This window comes from Flavobacterium sp. P1_E4 (genome assembly GCF_056405915.1).
This window is the reverse complement of sequence record NZ_JBFUBE010000014.1, coordinates 1-19,696: the sequence shown is the minus strand read 5'-3', so window position 1 is coordinate 19,696 and position 19,696 is coordinate 1. Positions and strand designations below refer to the sequence as shown.

The 19,696-nt window shown below is 35.0% G+C and carries 21 protein-coding genes and 1 riboswitch; of the genes, 13 read left to right on the top strand and 8 right to left on the bottom strand.

The window, feature by feature from the left end; genetic code table 11:
• Nucleotides 1-17: 17 nt before the first annotated feature.
• Together AC1DY0_RS13230 and AC1DY0_RS13225 are read right to left on the bottom strand one after the other, a co-directional pair.
• Nucleotides 18-1,046 (bottom strand): iron chelate uptake ABC transporter family permease subunit, encoded by a 1,029-nt coding sequence (locus AC1DY0_RS13230; RefSeq protein ID WP_477189064.1) that lies wholly within the window; start codon nt 1,044-1,046, stop codon nt 18-20.
• 7 nt (nt 1,047-1,053) lie between these two features.
• On the bottom strand, nt 1,054-2,196 hold the full coding sequence (locus AC1DY0_RS13225; RefSeq protein WP_477189063.1) for an ABC transporter substrate-binding protein: 1,143 nt from the start codon (nt 2,194-2,196) through the stop codon (nt 1,054-1,056).
• A gap of 96 nt (nt 2,197-2,292) precedes the next feature.
• On the opposite strand from AC1DY0_RS13225, the gene AC1DY0_RS13220 reads away from it, so the two are divergent.
• From AC1DY0_RS13220 to AC1DY0_RS13180, 9 genes are all read left to right on the top strand, one after another.
• A complete protein-coding gene (locus AC1DY0_RS13220) occupies nt 2,293-2,655 on the top strand; it encodes a DUF5522 domain-containing protein (RefSeq protein ID WP_477189062.1) in 363 nt (120 codons plus the stop codon).
• Nucleotides 2,656-2,685: 30 nt separating this feature from the next.
• The gene (locus AC1DY0_RS13215) at nt 2,686-3,048 is read left to right on the top strand and encodes a four helix bundle protein (RefSeq protein ID WP_477189061.1); all 363 of its coding nucleotides are present in this window, start codon (nt 2,686-2,688) and stop codon (nt 3,046-3,048) included.
• 46 nt (nt 3,049-3,094) lie between these two features.
• Nucleotides 3,095-3,604: a bifunctional adenosylcobinamide kinase/adenosylcobinamide-phosphate guanylyltransferase gene (cobU, locus tag AC1DY0_RS13210; protein WP_477189060.1), complete on the top strand. Its 510-nt coding sequence runs from the start codon at nt 3,095-3,097 to the stop codon at nt 3,602-3,604.
• 2 nt (nt 3,605-3,606) lie between these two features.
• The gene (locus AC1DY0_RS13205) at nt 3,607-4,251 is read left to right on the top strand and encodes a Dph6-related ATP pyrophosphatase (RefSeq protein WP_477189059.1); all 645 of its coding nucleotides are present in this window, start codon (nt 3,607-3,609) and stop codon (nt 4,249-4,251) included.
• Nucleotides 4,252-4,380: 129 nt separating this feature from the next.
• Nucleotides 4,381-6,057: a nicotinate-nucleotide--dimethylbenzimidazole phosphoribosyltransferase gene (cobT, locus tag AC1DY0_RS13200; RefSeq protein ID WP_477189058.1), complete on the top strand. Its 1,677-nt coding sequence runs from the start codon at nt 4,381-4,383 to the stop codon at nt 6,055-6,057.
• A 15-nt stretch (nt 6,058-6,072) separates the two neighbouring features.
• Complete coding sequence (locus tag AC1DY0_RS13195) at nt 6,073-6,879, top strand: adenosylcobinamide-GDP ribazoletransferase (RefSeq protein ID WP_477189057.1); 807 nt, start codon at nt 6,073-6,075, stop codon at nt 6,877-6,879.
• Complete coding sequence (gene cobC, locus AC1DY0_RS13190; RefSeq protein WP_477189056.1) at nt 6,864-7,400, top strand: alpha-ribazole phosphatase; 537 nt, start codon at nt 6,864-6,866, stop codon at nt 7,398-7,400. Before AC1DY0_RS13195 ends, cobC begins: the two co-directional genes overlap by 16 nt.
• Before the next feature lie 104 nt (nt 7,401-7,504).
• A riboswitch (cobalamin riboswitch) is annotated at nt 7,505-7,703 on the top strand.
• Nucleotides 7,704-7,734: 31 nt separating this feature from the next.
• The gene (locus tag AC1DY0_RS13185; RefSeq protein ID WP_477189055.1) at nt 7,735-9,588 is read left to right on the top strand and encodes a TonB-dependent receptor plug domain-containing protein; all 1,854 of its coding nucleotides are present in this window, start codon (nt 7,735-7,737) and stop codon (nt 9,586-9,588) included.
• 6 nt (nt 9,589-9,594) lie between these two features.
• Nucleotides 9,595-10,656, top strand: coding sequence for a YncE family protein (locus tag AC1DY0_RS13180; RefSeq protein ID WP_477189054.1), 1,062 nt, complete (start codon nt 9,595-9,597; stop codon nt 10,654-10,656).
• A 110-nt stretch (nt 10,657-10,766) separates the two neighbouring features.
• Here AC1DY0_RS13180 and AC1DY0_RS13175 read toward each other — a convergent pair whose 3' ends face one another.
• Nucleotides 10,767-12,239 (bottom strand): S41 family peptidase, encoded by a 1,473-nt coding sequence (locus AC1DY0_RS13175; RefSeq protein ID WP_477189053.1) that lies wholly within the window; start codon nt 12,237-12,239, stop codon nt 10,767-10,769.
• A 127-nt stretch (nt 12,240-12,366) separates the two neighbouring features.
• Here AC1DY0_RS13175 and AC1DY0_RS13170 point away from each other — a divergent pair, with 127 nt between their 5' ends.
• From AC1DY0_RS13170 to AC1DY0_RS13155, 4 genes are all read left to right on the top strand, one after another.
• Nucleotides 12,367-12,876: an RNA polymerase sigma factor gene (locus AC1DY0_RS13170; RefSeq protein ID WP_477189052.1), complete on the top strand. Its 510-nt coding sequence runs from the start codon at nt 12,367-12,369 to the stop codon at nt 12,874-12,876.
• The gene (locus tag AC1DY0_RS13165; RefSeq protein ID WP_477189051.1) at nt 12,863-13,312 is read left to right on the top strand and encodes a hypothetical protein; all 450 of its coding nucleotides are present in this window, start codon (nt 12,863-12,865) and stop codon (nt 13,310-13,312) included. The genes AC1DY0_RS13170 and AC1DY0_RS13165 overlap by 14 nt, the downstream gene beginning before the upstream one ends.
• 273 nt (nt 13,313-13,585) lie before the next feature.
• Nucleotides 13,586-14,113 (top strand): DUF4252 domain-containing protein, encoded by a 528-nt coding sequence (locus AC1DY0_RS13160; protein WP_477189050.1) that lies wholly within the window; start codon nt 13,586-13,588, stop codon nt 14,111-14,113.
• 1 nt (nt 14,114) lies between these two features.
• Nucleotides 14,115-14,654, top strand: coding sequence for a DUF4252 domain-containing protein (locus AC1DY0_RS13155; protein WP_477189049.1), 540 nt, complete (start codon nt 14,115-14,117; stop codon nt 14,652-14,654).
• 52 nt (nt 14,655-14,706) lie between these two features.
• Here the strand turns inward: AC1DY0_RS13155 and AC1DY0_RS13150 are convergent, their stop codons facing one another.
• The 5 genes from AC1DY0_RS13150 to AC1DY0_RS13130 form a co-directional block, all read right to left on the bottom strand.
• The gene (locus AC1DY0_RS13150; RefSeq protein WP_477189048.1) at nt 14,707-15,348 is read right to left on the bottom strand and encodes a nucleotidyltransferase family protein; all 642 of its coding nucleotides are present in this window, start codon (nt 15,346-15,348) and stop codon (nt 14,707-14,709) included.
• A complete protein-coding gene (xdhC, locus tag AC1DY0_RS13145) occupies nt 15,338-16,099 on the bottom strand; it encodes a xanthine dehydrogenase accessory protein XdhC (RefSeq protein WP_477189047.1) in 762 nt (253 codons plus the stop codon). Before xdhC ends, AC1DY0_RS13150 begins: the two co-directional genes overlap by 11 nt.
• A 42-nt stretch (nt 16,100-16,141) precedes the next feature.
• A complete protein-coding gene (locus tag AC1DY0_RS13140; RefSeq protein ID WP_477189046.1) occupies nt 16,142-18,325 on the bottom strand; it encodes a xanthine dehydrogenase family protein molybdopterin-binding subunit in 2,184 nt (727 codons plus the stop codon).
• 2 nt (nt 18,326-18,327) lie between these two features.
• A complete protein-coding gene (locus tag AC1DY0_RS13135; protein ID WP_477189045.1) occupies nt 18,328-18,786 on the bottom strand; it encodes a (2Fe-2S)-binding protein in 459 nt (152 codons plus the stop codon).
• Between the two features lie 187 nt (nt 18,787-18,973).
• Nucleotides 18,974-19,312, bottom strand: coding sequence for a hypothetical protein (locus AC1DY0_RS13130; protein ID WP_477189044.1), 339 nt, complete (start codon nt 19,310-19,312; stop codon nt 18,974-18,976).
• Between the last annotated feature and the right edge of the window lie 384 nt (nt 19,313-19,696).

Below are 19,696 nucleotides of genomic sequence, written 5' to 3'. Positions count from 1 at the left end.
AACTTTATAACGATGCATTACGTAAAACTCCTTTTTCGCACTAACAACCAAATAACCACTGGGGCTCCCAATATTGATGTAATGGCATTAATTGGCAAAGTAACTTCCATTCCAGGCATTTGGGAAACTACATCGCAAACCAACATAATTGCCGCTCCAAAAAGTAAAGTGCTCCAGAATAAAACAGTATGATTGCTGGTTTGAAACACTAATTTGGCGATATGAGGAACTGCCAATCCGATAAAAGCGATTGGACCTGCGTAGGCCGTTATGCTCCCCGCCAAAATACTCGTCGCCAATATGATTATAAGTCGGGCTTTGTTGAAATTTAGGCCCATACTTTTGGCGTAATTTTCACCCAATAATAGTGCGTTCAATGGCTTTATACTAAGCAAACTGAGAAATAATCCAAATAGTACACAAATTGTTAAAATGAGGATGGATGTCCAAGACAAATTGCCGAGATTACCCATAGACCAAAAAGTAAATTTTTGTAATTGTTCAGCAGAACTAAAATAAGTTAAAACGCCAACAACTGCACTGGTGAAACTACCAAACATAAGTCCAACTATCAAAATTGCCATAGTGTCTCTCAAGCGTTGCGAAACCAATAAAACTAATAATAAAACAGAGGTACTACCTAGAGTTGAAGCCAAAACAATTCCGTAAGGCGACAATAAAACGCCACTCAAAAAAGAAGGTAATACGCTAGCTCCCAATATTACAAAAGCAACCCCCAAACTAGCTCCTGAACTGAGTCCTAAAACATAAGGTCCAGCAAGTGGATTTCGAAATAAGGTTTGCATTAATAATCCACTTATGGACAATCCCATTCCTACCAAAACTGCCGTAATTGCTTTTGGTAATCGGTAATTGATGATGATGTATTCCCAAGTCGATTTACTGGATTGGCCTCCTGTCAAACTGGTGTAAACTTCTTTGAAAGGGATAGTAATTGATCCCAAACCGATGTTTACAAAAAACAGCACAATGAGCCCTAAAAAAAGGAATGAGAATAAGATTGTATTTCGTTTTTGATTGTTCAATTTGTATCTAATTCAGTTTAGTGGCAAAAGTAAAAGCATAATCGGGAAGCAATTGAGGATGAAAAATTTTGATGTAATCTTTCAATACTAAATCTGGTCGGGAAGGTGATAATTCATAAAAAACTGTTCCTCCGGTAGCTCCCAATTTTCCTTCAAAAGTATAAATGGTTTTATTTGTAAAAGTATCAAACTGACTGTAGTGAGGGTTGGCTTTTCCCAGTTCTGAAAGTGATTTGAACGACCCAGTTGCAATCCAAAAATTAGCTGTTTTGGCTTTGTCCAATATGTTTTCAAAAGACAAGCCAAGACTTCCTGTGCCTTCGAGGTCTTTCCAAAGATAATCGGCTTTGGCATCTTTCATAAATTGGGCAACCCAGCTGCTGCCTTTGGCCACAAACCATTGGTCTTGATACATCGAACCGTATAAAACAGTTGAAGTCGGTTTTTTGTCAGCAACCAAAGCTAGAGCGTTGTTGTATTCTGTTACAATATTTTCGAACAAAATATCGGCTTCTTTTTCTTTGCCAAATAAAGCTCCGTAAAGTTTTAGCCATTCTGCTTTTCCAAGAGGGGATTGCTCCATCCAATCGGCTTGGATTAATACTTTTAAACCGCTTTTTTGTAAATTTTCGATGCTGGGATTATTGTTGTCAATGCCAAAAGTCACAATAAGATCAGGAGATAAATCAATAAGTTGTTCAATGTTGAGTTTTTCGTTTTGCCCAACATTTTTAACAGAACCAGCATCAATTAAAGCTCTCGTTTTTTCGGATGAAACATAATCGGTATGAGGAAAACCAACAAGCGATTTTTCAACACCCAGCATTTCAAGAAACGGAATATTTGTGGTCGAAGTCACTACGATAGATTGCAATGGAACGGAAATTTCAGTGTATTTTTTTAAGCTGTCGGGAACAATTCCATTTTTTTCTTTTAGAATATAAGTGAAATCTTTAACCGCATCCGGCCAAGGATTTGAAACCGTTACCACTGTATAACCTTCGTGTTTGTGAATGGCTAAACTTTTGGCATACTTAATGCTATTTGGAGAGTTGACATCAGTTGGAGTGTCATTTTTTTCATTTTTTTTACATCCAATAAATGAAAAAAGAATGACGAATAAAATAACTTTGTAGAACGAAAATTTCATATTATAATTTTTTCAATAAAGGCAAAGGTATATTAATTTATAAATTTCTTGTTTAGTTTTTGAAGTAAAAAATAAGACAAATGTTATCTTTACCAAATGAATAAGATAAAAGAGAAACATTGTTCTACTTGTAAAATACCTTTTAATTGTGGTGACGCAATGGAAGGGGAGAAATGTTGGTGCAATAATTTCCCTCCCATTTTCAATCCTTTTGATATTGATGATTGTCTTTGTCCAAATTGTTTTAAAACTGCTTGTTCCGACAAAATAGACGAATTTGTGGCCACCATAACTCCCGAAACGGCAATAGGAAACAAAGCTTCACTTTTGCCCGAAACCGCAAACATTATTGAAGGAATTGATTATTATTTTGAAGATGGCAACTATGTTTTTAAAGCCTGGTTTCATCTCAAACGCGGATATTGTTGTAAGAGCGATTGTACACATTGCCCGTATTAATTGTTAATTATAAATTGTTAGTTGTTAATTATGAAAAACAACATTGTTAGAGATAAAAGTTTTGATTTTGCTATTAGAATAGTCAAGCTTTATCAATATTTAAATAGTAATAAAAAGGAATTTGTATTATCTAAGCAACTTTTGAGATCAGGAACAAGTATTGGTGCGATGATTAGAGAAGCTGAACACGCTGAAAGTAAAAATGATTTCATTCATAAATTTGCAATTGCTCAGAAAGAGGCTAATGAAGTTGTTTATTGGTTGGAATTGTTAAAAGCAACTGATTATTTAAATGAAAAAGAATTTGATAACATTTACGTCGACGCGATTACAATTTTAAAATTAATAACAAGTATTCTTAAAACTTCCAAAAATCAATTAGTTTCAAAATAAATTTCGATGTAAATCAATCATTCACAATTCACAATTAACCATTAAAATGATCTATTTAATTACAGGCGGAGAACGTTCCGGAAAAAGCAGTTATGCCGAAAATTTAGCCAAAGGTTTGTCTCAAAACCCAATGTATGTGGCAACGGCTAGAAAATGGGACGATGATTTTCAAAAAAGAGTTGACCGTCATCAAAAAGATCGTGATAAACGATGGGCAAACATTGAGAAAGAAAAATATTTGTCGGAAATTGATTTTTCGGGTAAAGTGGCGATTGTTGACTGTGTTACACTTTGGTTAACCAACTTTTTCATTGATACTAAGAATGATGTTGGCTTAAGTTTGGAACAAGCCAAATCTGAATTTGATGCCATTGCACAACAAGAAAATACTACGATAATTATTGTAACAAACGAAATAGGAATGGGGGTTCATGCGGAAACTCACATCGGTAGAAAATTCACAGAACTTCAAGGTTGGATGAATCAATACATTGCTAAAACCGCTGATACAGTTGTACTAATGGTTTCTGGAATTCCAGTAAAAATAAAAGGATAGATATGAATTTTGTAAGCTCGTGGAGCGGAGGAAAAGACAGCTGTTATGCTATGATGCAAGCCGTAAATCAAGGATTTTTTCCAAAAGTGCTGTTGAATATGATGAACGAAAACGGCAAAATATCTCGCTCTCATGGATTGCCTTTGTCCATTTTGAAACAGCAGGCCCAAAAAATGAATTTGCCTCTCGAAGCCATTCCTGCGACGTGGGACGATTATGAAGCTAAATTTATTACCATTTTGAAAAGGCTAAAAGCCACATATAATCTTGAATCTGCCGTTTTTGGTGACATCGATTTGCAGCCCCACAAAGATTGGGAAGACAAAGTTTGTCAAGCCGCTTCGTTAAAAGCGGTTCTCCCTTTGTGGCAACAGGATCGTATCATTTTGGTCAATGAAATGTTGGAGAATGGCATCGAAACAATGATAGTTTCCTGCAATCCAATGATGGGACAAGAATATTTAGGCAAAATTTTGACCAAAGAATTGGCGCAAGAATTAGCGAGAAAAGGCATTGACCCTTGCGGAGAAAATGGCGAGTTTCATACCTTGGTACTCAATTGTCCGTTATTTTCTGAAGCGATAGAATTGCCTAACTTTACAAAAATTACCCACAACGATTATTGTTTCATCGTTTGGGAAGAATAAAATGGTAATAATTATTTTGGCGTTACCACAAGGGTCGGGCTGTACGCTATATCTATTGTGGTCTCGTTAAAAAAACGAGACCACAATAGGATGCCGCTTCCATCCCTAACGCAAACACACAATACGACAATGAACCTTGATGAAATCATACAATCCCGCCGAGACACACGTCATTTTACAACTGATGCTGTACCAGATGAAGTAATCCAAAAAGCACTTCAGGCAGGACATCATGCGCCTTCAGTAGGTTTGACCGATGCTACAAAATACTATCTAATCAAATCAGCTGAAATCAAAAAAGCCGTAAAAGAATTGTTTTTGGATTATGATATTAAGGCATCAAACTTAACCGACGACGAACTTCAAAAAGCACAATATAAAGCCTTAAAGCTAGAAGCGATTGAGGAAGCACCACTTGGATTGGTGATTTGTTACGATCGTTCCGTTTTGAATAATTTTACGATTGGAACTGTGGGCAGTAATGAAGCGATAAAATTCAGTGCGGTTTGTGCGGCCCAAAACATTTGGCTCTCCTTGACAGAACAAGGCTATTCTATGGGTTGGGTTTCGATTCTAAATTATTATCAATTCAAACAGCTTTTGGGATTACCCGAAAACATAGAGCCTTTGGGATATTTTTGCGTAGGCAAACCCGCCACCAATTACAACAACCAACCGATGTTACAACAATTGAATTGGAAACAAAAGCAAGAAAACCCATTTGTTGAAGAGATTTTAGTTTCAGTTCCAGTCTTGGTTTCTAAGTCCTTGCGAGGAACGAAGCAATCACACTACAATGATTCAATCATAAGTGAAGGTCTTCAACAAAAAATAGACAATAAAACCAAACCAACGGGTTCACTTGGCGTTTTGGAAAGTTTGGCGAAACAAATTGGTACTGTTTTCCAAACATTGGAACCCAAAATAATAAAACCCAATATCGTTGTTTTTGCCGCCGACCACGGAATTGGCAATCACGGCGTAAGTGCCTATCCGCAAGATGTTACCCGACAAATGGTAACTAATTTTCTGGAAGGTGGCGCTGCCATCAATGTGTTTTGTAAACAAAATAATATTGAGTTAACCATTGTGGATGCTGGGGTAAATTATGATTTCCCATCAAATGCCAATCTGGTTTCTGCCAAAATAGGGAAAGGTACACAGTCATTTTTACACTGTCCTGCGATGAGCAAAGCAGAATTGGATTTGTGTTTTGCTAAAGGGGCAGCAATCGTGAATTCAATTTTTGAAACGAGTTGTAACTGTATCGGTTTTGGTGAAATGGGAATTGGGAATACTTCGACAGCTTCGGTTTTGATGAGTATACTTCTTGAATTACCTATCGAAGATTGTGTCGGAAATGGAACAGGTGTTATTGATGAAAAATTAATTCAAAAGCAAAATATTCTGAAAAAAGCACTTGAAAATTATGATGTTTCAAATGATTTAGAAAGTAAGTTAGCTTATTTTGGAGGATTCGAAATTATGCAAATGGCAGGAGGAATGCTTCAGGCCAAACAAAATAATATGCTCATTTTGGTCGATGGTTTTATTTGCACTGTTGCTTTTTTAATAGCCTACAAAATGAATCCATCAGTAAAAGAAAATGCGATATTCTGTCATTCATCTGCAGAGAAAGGTCATCAAATAATATTGGATTATTTAAACGTTCAGCCATTGTTACAACTTGATTTGCGGTTAGGAGAGGGGACGGGTTGTGCCGTGGCATTTCCAATTATTCAATCCGCTGTTTGTTTTCTGAATGAAATGGCCAGTTTTGAATCTGCTGGTGTTAGCGGTTCGTAAATTTTAATTTTAAATATGAAAAAACAATTACATATATTTTTCACGGCTTTGATGTTTTATACCCGAATTCCGTGTCCTAAAAACATCGACCACGATCCCGATTATTTAAACAAAGCATCTAGATATTTTCCTTTGATTGGTTGGATCGTAGGTGGAATTTGTTTTGGAACTTATTATCTGGCATCGATTGTGTTTTCTGTAGAAATAGCTTTGATACTGTCCATAATTGCTGGAATTTTGACTACTGGCGCTTTTCACGAAGATGGGTTTGCTGACGTTTGTGATGGTTTTGGAGGTGGTTGGACCAAAGAAAAAATCCTCTTGATAATGAAAGACAGTGCCATTGGTGCTTATGGCGCCATTGGTTTAGTTCTACTTTTTTTGCTGAAATTTCAGAGTTTGGTTCAATTAATAAACAACATTCAAGATTCGGAATTTACCATTCACCATTCACCATTCACCATTTTTTTGTTCTTTGTTTCTGCTCATTCGGTTAGCCGTCTAGCTGCAATCTCCATAGTTTTTACACACCAATACTCAAGGGAAGATGCATCCAGCAAAAGTAAGCCAATTGCCCAAAATTTCACTTGGAAAGAAGTAATTGGTGCTTCGTTTTTTGGATTATTGCCCCTTGTAGTTTTGTCGTTTTTTCAATGGCAATTATTGTTGACTTTAGTTCCAGTTTTTTTTGCCCGTTTCTTTCTTGCCCGTTATTTCCAAAAATGGATTGACGGTTATACAGGAGATTGCCTAGGAGCAACTCAGCAAGTATGTGAAGTTATTTTTTATCTTTCAATTATTGGAATATGGAAGTTTATTTAGTCCGTCATACCGAAACGGTTTGTGAAAAAGGAATTTGCTATGGTCAGAGTGATGTAGGGATTCGCGAGCCTTTTGATGCTATTTTTGAATCGATTCTAAGTCAATTGCCACAAGACGCTATTTTGTATTCTAGCCCCTTGCAGCGATGCGTTATTTTGGCCAAACATATTCAAAAAAATACCCAAATTACTTCCATTATTGAAGATTTAAGATTGATGGAAATGGATTTTGGGGATTGGGAACTAAAAAGTTGGGATGCCATCCCTCGCGAGGTTCTAGATCCTTGGATGGAAGATTTTGTCACCGTAAATGTACCTAATGGAGAATCTTTCGAGGATTTGGATTATAGGGTCCGAGAATTTTTGGATAATGATATTTCGAAAGGACATACTAAGCCGATTATCATTGTGGCGCATTCTGGAGTTATTAGAAGTATTTTGTGCAAAGTAAATAATCTTCCTCTGCAGGAAGCTTTTAAAACAGCATTGGATTATGGGGCTGTGATAAAAGTAGAATTGTAGAATTGACTCGATTTTTAATTTTAAATCACTGATAAACAATTTTTTATATTTGTATTGAAATTAAAATGGTTCATTAATTTTAGTTTTCCATATTTTTAACTTTATATTTGCACCCGAATTAAGGTTGTGTTTTACTTTTTACGAAAACACATTAAAAGGGAATTAGGTTCAAAACCTAAGCTGTTCCCGCAACTGTAAGCTATCAAGCTTGTTGTTATCTACAAAACCACTGTTTTTTTTAAAGAATGGGAAGGTGAACAACAAGACGCAAGCCAGGAGACCTGCCTTTTTTCTTAACAAATATCGAACTTTCGGGAAAAAAGGTTCAGAAATTATGACTTTAAGAAAACTAATATTTGCCTTTTTTGCTTTAATGTGCCAATTGATTTCGGCGCAGGATGATTCTATTACTAATTTGAAAGAGGTTATCGTTTCAGACCGTACTTTGTATTCAAGTAATAAATCACAATCCATTCAGATTCTCAATGATTCGGTCATCAATAAAAACCAATCTTCCCTTACCAATTTATTAAATTACAACAGTGTGCTGTTTTTCAAGGAGTATGGACGAGGAATGACTTCTACAGTTTCTTTTAGAGGGACTACAGCTGCACAAACTGCTGTGATTTGGAATGGAATAAATGTCAATTCGCTACTCAACGGCAGTGCCGATTTCAACACCTTTTCTTCACCTGATTTTAATACGATCAGTGTAAAAGCGGGTGGTGGAAGTGTCAGTTACGGAAGTGGTGCAATAGGAGGAAGTGTTCATTTAAATAATAATTTGGTTTTTACGAACAAATTCGAAAATGACTTGCGATTGGATTATGGAAGTTTCAACACGGTTGGGATCAATTATAAAATGATTTTTTCGAACAAAAAGTGGAGTACGCAAGTTGGTTTTTCTCGAAATAGTTCGGATAATGATTATGATTATATAGATCTTTATACTTGGAAAGGAGTACAGCGGAAAAATGAAAACGGACAATATGCAACAACCAATTTGTCTGCCAATGTGGGTTACAAAATCAAACCCAATGAGATTCTTACTTTTTATAGTCAATCTTCAAATACGGACAGAAATCTGTCTTTAGTTTCAGAATCTGATTCAAAAACAAAATACATCAATACATTTAGTCGGAATCTGTTGGAATATTCAGAAACTGAAGGACGTTTCAGTAGTAATTATAAAGTTGCCTATCTCACAGAGCAATACCAATATTTTGGAGATATTGAAAGTAATAATTTCAGCTTTGGCAAATCGGAATCGTTTATCGCAAAAATGGATTTTGGTTATCAATTAATTGAATCCATTAAGCTAAACGGAATTTTAGATTATAATCGTACCAAAGGTTTTGGGACGAGTTTTGGTGATAATACGAGACAGATTGGTGCCATTGCAATAAAAGCGGTGGAGAAGCATAATGAAAAATGGCAAAATGAATTAGGTTTCAGAAAAGAAGCGAGTTCGGATTATGACAGTCCGTTCTTATTCTCCTTGGGTTCTTCCTATGTTTTTAATTCCTTTTATAATTTGAAAGTCAATTTTTCCAGAAACTTCAGGATTCCAACTTTCAATGATTTGTATTGGGAAACAGGCGGTAATCCAGATTTGAAACCAGAGAGTTCTTATCAAGCTGAGATTGGGAATGTTTTTAAGTATAAAAATATCACTTTATCCGAGACTCTGTACTATAATAAAATTGATGATTTGATTCGTTGGGTTCCAGTAAATGGGGATATTTGGTCACCAGAAAATACAGACCGAGTAAATACCTACGGTTCCGAAACAATTTTGGGCTGGGCAAATTCCTATGGTAAAAATAATTTTGCTGTAAATGGAACATACGCTTACACTGTTTCAAAAAATGTAGACACAGATAAACAATTGTTTTTTGTGCCTTATCATAAAGCAACAGCTTCTATCGCATACTCATGTAGCAACTTTTCGGTTAATTGTCAGTATTTATACAATGGGTTTGTATATACTCGATCGGATAATGATCCCAATGAAGTTATAGAGGCCTATCATGTGGCGAATATTGGTGTTGATTATGATTTTAAGCTTCTAGATTCTTCAAAAATAGGCTTTCAAGTTTTGAATGTTTTTAATCAGAAATATGAAAGTGTGGAAGACAGGCCCATGCCAGGTCGCAATTTTAATATGTATATAACCCTTAAATTTTAAATAGTTATGAAGTTTAGTAAGTCCTTTTTTGTTGCTCTAGTGAGCATTTCTTTTTTGGTTTCATGTACGAATAATGATGATGAATCAGTAGTAGATTCAGGTGATTACAATGAAGGTGTTTTGGTCTTAAATGAAGGAGGTTCAGGACAAGGCTCAGTTTCTTATATAAGTAACGACTTGAGTATTTTTACTCAAAATGCCTACACAACAGTAAATGGATCTGATTTGTTGGGTAAGTTTGTTCAATCTATCTTTTTTGATGGAGACAAAGCTTATATAATAGCTGGTGGATCCAATAAAATTACAGTTGTAAATAGAAACACTTTTAAGATTATTGCTAAAATTGAAACTGGACTTGTGACTCCAAGATATGGTGTTGTAAAAGATGGTAAAGCCTATGTAACGAATGCTAATACCTATTCTTTTGATAATCCTGAAACTGGAAATACAGATGATTATGTGGCAGTTATTAATTTGACAACCAACGTGGTTGAATCTAAAATTGAATTAAACGCAACAGCAAACAGAATTGTATTAGAAAACGGAAAATTATACATTACTGAGCCTTATAATAATGATAAAGTATTAGTGATAAATCCAACTACAAAATCATTGGAAGCACCTATAAGTATTGGTACCGATGCGGATTCTATGGAATCAAAAGATGGGATTTTGTATGTTTTAAGAAGTCCTTATGGTGTGGCAAGTGAAATTGTAAAAGTAAAATTAACGGATAATACTTTGAGTAAAATTAATTTTCCAAGTGATTTGCAAGATGCTAAAAATCTAGATATTGAACAGAATAAAATTTATTATACCTCTGGGACTTCAGTTTACGGAATGAACCTTACAGCAACTGAAGCTTCAAACACAGCTATTTTAAGTTATACATCTTCATCTGCTTATGGTAAAATGTATGGATTTGCGGTAAGAAACAATCATATTTTTATTGCAGATGGTGGAGATTTTTCAGCCAATAGTAAAGCCTATGTTTATTCACTTACTGGAACATTGGAAAAAGAATTTACAGTAGGTGTTGGTCCAAACGGATTTTATTTTAATGATTAAGTAGGTTAATTGTTTTTGAGAAAAAAAGGCTTTCAGTGATGAAAGCCTTTTTTGATTGAGTTTATATGATTAGAAATGATAATGAATTTCTCATTTCTAGTAATGTTTATCTATTCCAAAGATCTTAACAGTCCAGCTGGAACTTTGTCAACATACATTTGATTTTGACCACTGATTGATTTAGCATCTTCAAAATACGGGAATACTTTTCCAGTAGTTTTTTTAACCATTTTGGCCGTTCCAGTAATTTTTCCAATGGCAGTACTTAACAAAGGTTCTGAAGAAGTACCCAAAACACCTAAATTGATTATGCTTTCTTTTAATGAATAGGTTGGTGTTAAGCCATCAAGATAATCGCCAAAATTTGCAGAATTTACAATTTTTAAAACTAAAGGTTGCATGGCATAATGATGATTTGGGTTTCTATTTTCTTTCCCAAAAGTAGGGGAATCATAAATGGTGATAGATCCTACATTTTTCCCTGTAGTATAATCTCCAATTTGCACCACATCAATGTAAGGTTTTAAGCCGTTGATAACCAGTTCGCTTGCGGAAGCAGTGCTTTTTGTTGTTAAGATGTAAATTTTGGTAAGGTTTAAACTGTTTATAGGTGTGCCTTCAATAGTGTTTGTAAATAAATTATTCAATGCGTTTGGGTCTTCAGATTCGAAATAAGCATTGATTTTGTCATTCCATCTTTGTTTAGAAAATACTTTGTCGGTAAATTGACCAGTTATCATACTGGCCAAACGGGTCGCTGTTAGCACAGACCCGCCACCGTTGTATCTTAAATCCAAAACTAAATCGGTAATGCCTTGTGATTTTAATGAACCAAAAGCGTCATTCAATTGTGTGTCATAGTTTGGATAAAATCCATTGTACATAAGATATCCTATTTTATGGCCTCCAGTTTCAATTACATTATTTATTAAAATTGGATTTTCGGAAAGTTCTGTTTTTGTTAAGGTTACTGATTTTCCGTTAGGGGTAATTTGTCCATTATTATAATCAGCTAAATTTAGTGTATAGTTTTCTGCATTTAATAATAAGGTTTGGTAATTACTTACTGTAAGTTGAGTTCCATTTACGCCATAAAAAATTGCGCCACGTTGAATATCTTTAGTTGAGGCATCAGAATTGGGTATGATGTAGCGTACCCAGCCAAAAATATCATCAGAATCTGAGGCTTTACGGTAAAGACCAAAATCCACACCGTCATTTTTTGTTGTTCCCTGTAGCATTCCTTCCAATTCACGGTAATCACTTACGATCCAACTGAATCGGTCAACTGCTTCTCCTTTTTTAGGAAATAGACTTACGGGTTTGTACAGTAAACTTTCGAATAATGTTTCTGGTTTTGAATATCCTTTCAAAAAAACATTTAAATCGTCTTGATTGGCAAATCGATCGTCGGCAAGATTAGGAACATCTGCTTGCCATAAATAATATAAATTGAGGCCTTTCCATATAAAATCATTGACAGCCAAGTCCTGTGGAGCTGGAACATCATCCTGATCTTCGCAACTCTGAAAAGTTAAAAGGGCTATGAATAATAAAAGTGTAATTTTAAATGATGCCTTCATTTTATGAATTTATTTGTAGGTATAGAACGCAAAAATACTAACTTTAGTTTAATTTAAATTTTTTTTTTGTAACAAATATAATTGTGAATCGTCTTGATTATATAACCGAAATTAATATAGCCACTTTATGAACCAAAATGAATTTGTGCTTTTAATCAATCCATTCAAAGATAAACTCTTTCGATTGGCCAAGCGATTGCTTGTAAGCACAGAGGAAGCAGAAGATGCGACACAAGAAATTTTGGTAAAACTATGGAGTAAAAATGGGAATTTAGATTCGTATAATAGTATAGAGGCAATGGCAATGACAATGACCAAAAATTATTGTTTGGATCAGTTAAAATCGAAAAGGGCGGGTAATCTTAAAATTGTACACAATAATTATACAGATAGAGAGCCAAGCTTAGATAAAAAAGTAGAAGACAACGACAGTCTAAATTGGGTTGAAAAAATTATAGACCAATTGCCAGAACAACAACGATTGATTATTCAGTTACGGGATATAGAACAATGCGAATTTTCGGAAATCGCAAAAATTACAGAGATGAATGAAACTGCTGTAAGAGTGGCACTTTCAAGGGCAAGGAAAACAATTAGAGAATACATGTTAAAAACACACAGTTATGGAGTTCAATAAAATGGAAGCGCTTTTAGAAAAATACTTTGAAGGAGAGACCAGTATTGCAGAAGAAAATGAATTGAAAGATTATTTTTCTTCTTCAAATGTAGCACCACATTTAGAACAATACCGACCACTATTTGGATATTTTGCTGAAGCAAAAGAACAAGAGTTTACAAATGATGTGGCTCTAGTTTCTGAAAAAAGAAAAGTAGCATGGTTGTCGATAGCAGCATCGATTGTAGTTTTGATGGGAGTAGGAACATACACTTATTTCAATACAAATACAATGAAAGAGAGTAAAGAATTGGGAACGTATGATGATCCCGAGGAAGCTTTTGAGGCGACACAAAAAGCCTTGGCTATGTTATCCGATAATGTGAATGTTGGTGTTGGAGGAGTACAATATCTTCAGGTATATGAAGTGACGAAAGACAAAGTATTTGTTGAATAAAAGTGACAAATTTTAGAATAAACCAGATTATGTTTTGCGTGAGTGATGGCAGTTGAGCTCTTTTTTTTTATCAATTGCCACGGGTTTAAACCCGTGGTAATTGATAAAAAAAGCGGGAACGTACAGCACGACCCGAAGTTTTTACGGAGGGACACGCCCAAAAGATTTTAGAAAGTAGGTTGAAGAAAATAAAAATAAAGCGAGAGTGATTCTAGAGCATTCAAGCCCAATAGTTGAATTGAATTTTAAAAATAATCATTAAATCAAAATAAAATGAAGAAGTTAATAATCACATTAGTAATAGTATTAGTATCAAGTCCGTTTTTTGCTCAAGGGGCATTCGATAAATTTGACGGTCAAGACGATGTAACATCGATTGTTGTCAATAAAAAGATGTTTGAGTTGATGAGTAAAGTAAAAGTGGATACCTCCGATAAAGAGGCGCAGCAATATATGAACCTGATAAAGAAATTGGATAATTTGAAAGTGTTTACCACTCAGAGTACGAGAGTTGAAGGCGAAATGAAAACTGCTGCAGACAAATATATTAAAACGGCAGGTTTGGAAGAATTAATGCGCGTGAATGACAAAGGAAGAAACATTAAAATCATGGTTAAATCTGGCGCCAAAGACAGCCAGATTAAAGAGTTGTTGATGTTTGTTGAAGGAGGAAAAGATGAAGATACTGTTTTGATGTCATTGACAGGAGATTTTGATTTGAATGAGATTTCGGTTTTGACTGACAAAATGAAAATTCCAGGAGGTGATGATTTGAAAAAAGCAACTAAAGGTAAAAAGTAAAATGAAAGTCATATTATTTATAATCACGTTGCTTGTCAGTTTGGTTTTTGGAAGCTGTAACTCAGAGCCTACTTTGCAAAAATACTTTGTTGAAAATACAGAGAACAAAGATTTTATCGCCTTGGATATTTCATCAAACATTTTGAATGTTGATAAAACCAAATTGACTGTGGCACAAAGTGAAGCGTTGCATTCTTTTGATAAAATGAATGTTTTGGCTTTCAAATTGAACGATAAAAATAAAGCACAGTTTGAAGCAGAACGTGCCAAGGTTAATTTGATTCTGAAAAACCCCAACTATCAACAGCTGATGAAGTTTGGTTCAGGCAAAGAAGGGGCTTCGGTAAGTTATGTTGGGACAGATGACCATATTAACGAATTTGTGTTTTTTGCCAATAAAAATGATGCTGGATTTGCTGTCATTAGAGTTTTGGGAAAAGACATGAATCCGACGAATATTATGAATATGATTTCGGTTTTGAAAGAATCTAAAATTGATTTGGAGCAATTAAAACCATTGCAGGAATTAATAAAGAAATAAGGTTGATTTTAATTTTGAAAAAAGCGTTTCGATAGATTTCGGGACGCTTTTTTTATGCTCTTTTATGATTAGAATTTGAAAACTCAATCCAATCATTTGGCGTGTTTAAGTTTTTTAGAATACAGGAATCGGTTACGGTTATTGTTGTTATTTTGGAAGGAATTATTTTTTTGATTTCTAAATCCAGTCGGCTGTTTTGATCGGTTGGGTTTAGTAAAAGAAGAGGGTTCCAAAATTCAGAATGCAACTTTATGGGATGACCGTTCTTACCATCAAAATTTGGAAGTACAATTTGGTTTTGTTCCTCGATGATATTTTGTAATTCGGTTGGGTTTAATATTGGAATGTCAATGGGATTAATCAATACCGATTTGTCTTTTGGAATTTGCCTTAAAACGGTTTGAAGCGTAGAGAAAGAGCCAAGTTCTGGATTTTGGTTTATGACAACTCTCACATTTAAATTTTTGTAAAGCACGAAATGCGATTGTGCTTCGATAAGCCATGAAATTTTATTTAAATATTCTTCGTAACGATAACCCAATCCGATATAAACTTCGGTTACTGTTGACGCTGATATACGGTTTATTTGTTCTAAAATCCAATAGGTATTTTGGTATTCAAGTAAGCCTTTTGCAACGCCCATCCTTTCGGATTTTCCGCCGGCCAATAACACGAATGCGGTATTATTTTCCATAATAGACTTTCAGTAATTCGGAGGCGACGCTTATGGCAATTTCTTTAGGGGAATTACCACCCAAATCCAATCCAATTGGGCAATGAACGGGCTTGATTCCAGGTTTAAAATTCAATTCGTTTATCAATAAGTTATTGAATTTGTTTTTCTTGGTTTTGCTGCCAATCAATCCAATGTATTTAGTTTGTTCGTGTAATGCCAAAGCGGTAATCTCAAAATCCAATTTGTGGTCGTGAGTCAAAATTACTACGTAACAATTAGGTCCCCAATTTATTGTTTGTTTATAAAGGTCGAAAGGAGCTGCACTATAAGTAACTGTTTGGTCAATTTCGATAGTTTCTCTCCAATTTTCTCGAGTGTCAAGAAGAGTAACTGAAAAAGGGGTGTCTTTTAAAACCTCGCAGATGGCAACGCCTATATGTCCAGCTCCAAAAAGATATAATTCTGGGTATTGATTCATGGGTTCAATAATTAATTCTACTTTTCCTCCACAGCATTGTTCAAATTCGGGTCCTAAAGTATAAGTGCTTTCTAAAATTTTATTTTCTTGGATGGCACGAACGGCTTCATCGATTACCTGAAATTCTAATTTTCCACCACCTATGGTTCCGTATATTTCTTTTTGTGGAGTCACAATCATTTTTGATGCTACTCTACATGGAGCCGAACCAAGAATTTTAGTAATGGTAACGAGTGCAACAGGTTTCTTTTTACTTTTAAATTCTTGTAATAGTTCAATCCAGTTAGTCATTAATAGTATAGTATTCGTTGGGTATTTTAATTTGTCAATCAGTTATACAAGGTCGTAATCGCTTAAAGGCAAGTTGTAATACCGTTTTCCTGTTAGTTTAAAGATTGCATTAATTATGGCTGGGGCAATCACTGGAACTCCAGGTTCTCCAACTCCTGTAGGTCTTTCTGAGCTTTCCACAATTTCTACGTGAACATTCGGAATTTCATTCATACGAATCATTCGGTAGTCGCTGTAGCTGTTTTGTTCAATTGCTCCATCCTTAGCCGTAATTTTTCCGTAATAGGCTATTGACATTCCGAAAACAGCGGCACCTTCCAGTTGGGATTTTATGGTGTCTCTATTAACTGCCGTTCCGCAATCAATAACAGTATGAACATTATGTACTTTTACTTTGTCATCAACCATAGAAACTTCAACCACGGAAGCCACATAAGAATAAAAACTATAGTGTACTGCTATCCCATGTGCATGTCCTTTGGGTAATGGTTTTCCCCAATTGGCATTTTTGGCAACCATTTTTAAAACATTTTTGAGGCGAGCTGTATTGTATTTTATTGGATCTTTGGTATCTTCTATACGGTCGTCACCAATTAATTTTAGTCTAAATTCTAATGGATCCTGTTTGGCAGCATGCGCCAATTCATCGGCAAAAACATTGATGGAAAATCCATGTAGAATATTAATCACCGAACGCATCCAACCAATTCGAACCATTGCAGGAGCTTGCCCAGATTCAACTTTGAAATTTTTTATGTCAAAAGGAACATCGGCTGCACTAGAAGCTTCCCATCCGGCAGGATAATCGGTGCCTGGTTTAAAGGTGGACATGATCGAGGGAAATGCAGAACGGTGTAACCAACCTGTAACATTGCCTTGCGGATCCAGCGAAGCTTTCATGTATTGTGAGCTTACGGTGTGGTAATAACCATGTTTTATGTCGTCTTCCCGTGACCAAACAACTTGTACTGGCGAATTGATTGCTTTTGAAACTATAGCGGCTTCTACAATATAGTCGGGTTTTGATTTTCGTCCAAAACCACCGCCAAGGAAAGTAACGTTTATGGTAACTTTATCTATAGCTGTTCCCAAATAATTAGAAACTTCTTCTCTGGCAGATTGTGGAGATTGGGTAGGTGCCCAAACTTCGCAGGTATCTCCTTGAACCCAAGCTACGGCGTTTGGGACTTCCATTGGAGCATGTGCTAGATGAGGTAATTGAAATGTACTTTCAACAACTTTTGCGGCTTCGCCAAAAGCCTTGTCAACATCGCCAATTTCTTTTTCGACTTTACCTGCTTTGTGTACTCTTTCGGTTAATTCGATCATGTATTTTTCAGAATCATAACCTTCATTTTTGCCATAATTCCATTGTATTTCAAGCGCTTCTCTTCCTTTAAAGGCAGCCCATGTATTCGAAGCAATCACGGCAACACCTCCAAGTGGACCAAAAGGCTTTTCGATTTTTGGAATTTCGATTACATCTATTACACCACGAATTTTCATAGCCGCAGTTTTGTCAAAAGATTTGACAGTTCCAAAAGTAACAGGGCATCTTGCTATAGCAACAACCTTCATATTTGGCAAGCGTTTGTCAATGCCGTAAATGGCATTTCCGTTTGCAAAATCTTTAACGTCGATACTTTTTAGGGTTTTTCCAATGTATTTGAAATCTTTTGGGTTTTTATAACTAATGGTTGTTGGGACAGGCAATGTTGTTACTATATCAACTAATTCTCCATAACCTAATTTTTTCCCGCTGGAATGAACGATAAAATGGTTCTGGGCTGTACATTCACTTTCGGGAACTTGCCATTTTTTTGCGGCAGCGGTAATAAGCATCATTCGAGCCATAGCACCCATTGTTCGCATAGTGTCATAAAAGTCAGCTACACTTCTGGAGCCATCGGTATTTTGGTCACCATATTTGGCATCACCTGTGGCTTGCTTAACTGAGATTCTATTCCAATCGGCTTCCATTTCATCAGCAACGACAGAGGTCAAAGAAGTTCTTACCCCATTACCCATTTCGGAGCGAGCGGCAATTATAATAAGGCTTCCATCCGAACTTAATTGTACAAAAAGATTAGGATTGAATTCGGTTAGGCTTCCAGATTCGGTATCTTGAGAGAATAAAGTGTAATTGCATGCTAAGATTAATCCTCCAGACGCCAATCCCATATTCTTGATAAAAGCCCTGCGGCTTATGTTTTGAATTTCACTCATGATTAGCGTTGTTTTTTAAGTTCTACGGTATGTTTAATAGCATTTTTGATACGCTGGTAAGTTCCACAGCGGCAAATATTACCACTCATGGCATCGTCTATATCAGTATCTGAAGGGTTTTTATTAGAATTGAGTAGGGAAGTGGCCGTTATTAATTGACCAGGTTGACAATAACCACATTGCGGCACATTGAATTCTTCCCATGATTTTTGCAATAATTGTAAATTTTCTGCGGTACCCTCAATAGTTGTAATGTTTTTGCCTACAACCATTGAAACAGGTGTCAAGCATGAATAAGTAGCTACATTGTCAACTAATACTTTACAAGCACCACAAGCGCCAATACCACATCCAAATTTGGTTCCAGTTAGACCGATGGTGTCTCTAATAGCCCAAAGCAAAGGCATTTCTGGATCAACATCGATAGTGTATTTCTTCTTATTTATGAGTAGTGTTGTCATTTGGATTTCAATTTTGCAATTAGGAAGTTGAAAGTTATAACTTTTTTTAAAATTTGTGTTTAATTTTTTATAAAAGAAAGATTGAAGATTAATCTATTTTTTTAAACTAAATAATAAACAAAAACAGCAACTGTTTATTTTGATACAGTTGCTGTTTTTGTTTAAAACTATTAGGATTATAAATGCACTATTTTTTGATTGATTTATAGCGCTCTATGCTTTTGGGTGAGATTTTTGATAGGTCATATTTACCAAATAGTTTGTCAAAATACAATTTTGATTTTCGGGGATTATTATTTTCATAATAGTAATTACCTAGAAATTCATAAATTTCAATAGATTCATAGCCTTGATTTGCAATTCGTTCGTAGGTTTTTTGAACATCAACGAGTATGTATTTTTTATTGTTTATAGAATCGTATTGAACGGTTTGTGAATACGCATTTATAATAGCTGAAAATATAAACGCGAAGCTAAAAAATAAAGCTAGATTATTTTTTAATGGTTTTACGGTAGTTTTTTTCATAGGCTAAATAGTTTTGGTAGAAATGGAGTGCTAAATTATTTTAATTGAGTTAATTAACGCTTTTGTATACCGAATATTCTACTTTTAGAAAAAAAGTTATTAAAGATAAATAATAATACTCGTAGTGTGAGTGAAATATGTTAAAAAATGATTGTTAAATCGAATATTTACTAAATATATAATACAAATCTTATCCTTTTTATTTGAATTACGAGTTTTTTTTACTTAATTCGGATCAAGAACAAAACCTGGGGAGGAAATGTCAAAATAAAATAAGAGCTTTGTAATCTAAGAATTAGAGATGACTCCTATAGACCTTTTAAAATTTATGCTACCTGATTTTTTAGTAGATCACTTTGAAGTGATTTCCGCTACTAACACAGA

Bases quoted from the DNA above. Each gene is read 5' to 3' on its own strand.
- AC1DY0_RS13225 (WP_477189063.1), bottom strand. From the start codon at position 2,196: ATGAAATTTTCGTTCTACAAAGTTATTTTATTCGTCATTCTTTTTTCA.
- AC1DY0_RS13220 (WP_477189062.1), top strand. From the start codon at position 2,293: ATGAATAAGATAAAAGAGAAACATTGTTCTACTTGTAAAATACCTTTT.
- AC1DY0_RS13215 (WP_477189061.1), top strand. From the start codon at position 2,686: ATGAAAAACAACATTGTTAGAGATAAAAGTTTTGATTTTGCTATTAGA.
- cobU (WP_477189060.1), top strand. From the start codon at position 3,095: ATGATCTATTTAATTACAGGCGGAGAACGTTCCGGAAAAAGCAGTTAT.
- AC1DY0_RS13205 (WP_477189059.1), top strand. From the start codon at position 3,607: ATGAATTTTGTAAGCTCGTGGAGCGGAGGAAAAGACAGCTGTTATGCT.
- cobT (WP_477189058.1), top strand. From the start codon at position 4,381: ATGAACCTTGATGAAATCATACAATCCCGCCGAGACACACGTCATTTT.
- AC1DY0_RS13195 (WP_477189057.1), top strand. From the start codon at position 6,073: ATGAAAAAACAATTACATATATTTTTCACGGCTTTGATGTTTTATACC.
- cobC (WP_477189056.1), top strand. From the start codon at position 6,864: ATGGAAGTTTATTTAGTCCGTCATACCGAAACGGTTTGTGAAAAAGGA.
- AC1DY0_RS13185 (WP_477189055.1), top strand. From the start codon at position 7,735: ATGACTTTAAGAAAACTAATATTTGCCTTTTTTGCTTTAATGTGCCAA.
- AC1DY0_RS13180 (WP_477189054.1), top strand. From the start codon at position 9,595: ATGAAGTTTAGTAAGTCCTTTTTTGTTGCTCTAGTGAGCATTTCTTTT.
- AC1DY0_RS13175 (WP_477189053.1), bottom strand. From the start codon at position 12,239: ATGAAGGCATCATTTAAAATTACACTTTTATTATTCATAGCCCTTTTA.
- AC1DY0_RS13170 (WP_477189052.1), top strand. From the start codon at position 12,367: ATGAACCAAAATGAATTTGTGCTTTTAATCAATCCATTCAAAGATAAA.
- AC1DY0_RS13165 (WP_477189051.1), top strand. From the start codon at position 12,863: ATGGAGTTCAATAAAATGGAAGCGCTTTTAGAAAAATACTTTGAAGGA.
- AC1DY0_RS13160 (WP_477189050.1), top strand. From the start codon at position 13,586: ATGAAGAAGTTAATAATCACATTAGTAATAGTATTAGTATCAAGTCCG.
- AC1DY0_RS13155 (WP_477189049.1), top strand. From the start codon at position 14,115: ATGAAAGTCATATTATTTATAATCACGTTGCTTGTCAGTTTGGTTTTT.
- AC1DY0_RS13150 (WP_477189048.1), bottom strand. From the start codon at position 15,348: ATGGAAAATAATACCGCATTCGTGTTATTGGCCGGCGGAAAATCCGAA.
- xdhC (WP_477189047.1), bottom strand. From the start codon at position 16,099: ATGACTAACTGGATTGAACTATTACAAGAATTTAAAAGTAAAAAGAAA.
- AC1DY0_RS13140 (WP_477189046.1), bottom strand. From the start codon at position 18,325: ATGAGTGAAATTCAAAACATAAGCCGCAGGGCTTTTATCAAGAATATG.
- AC1DY0_RS13135 (WP_477189045.1), bottom strand. From the start codon at position 18,786: ATGACAACACTACTCATAAATAAGAAGAAATACACTATCGATGTTGAT.
- AC1DY0_RS13130 (WP_477189044.1), bottom strand. From the start codon at position 19,312: ATGAAAAAAACTACCGTAAAACCATTAAAAAATAATCTAGCTTTATTT.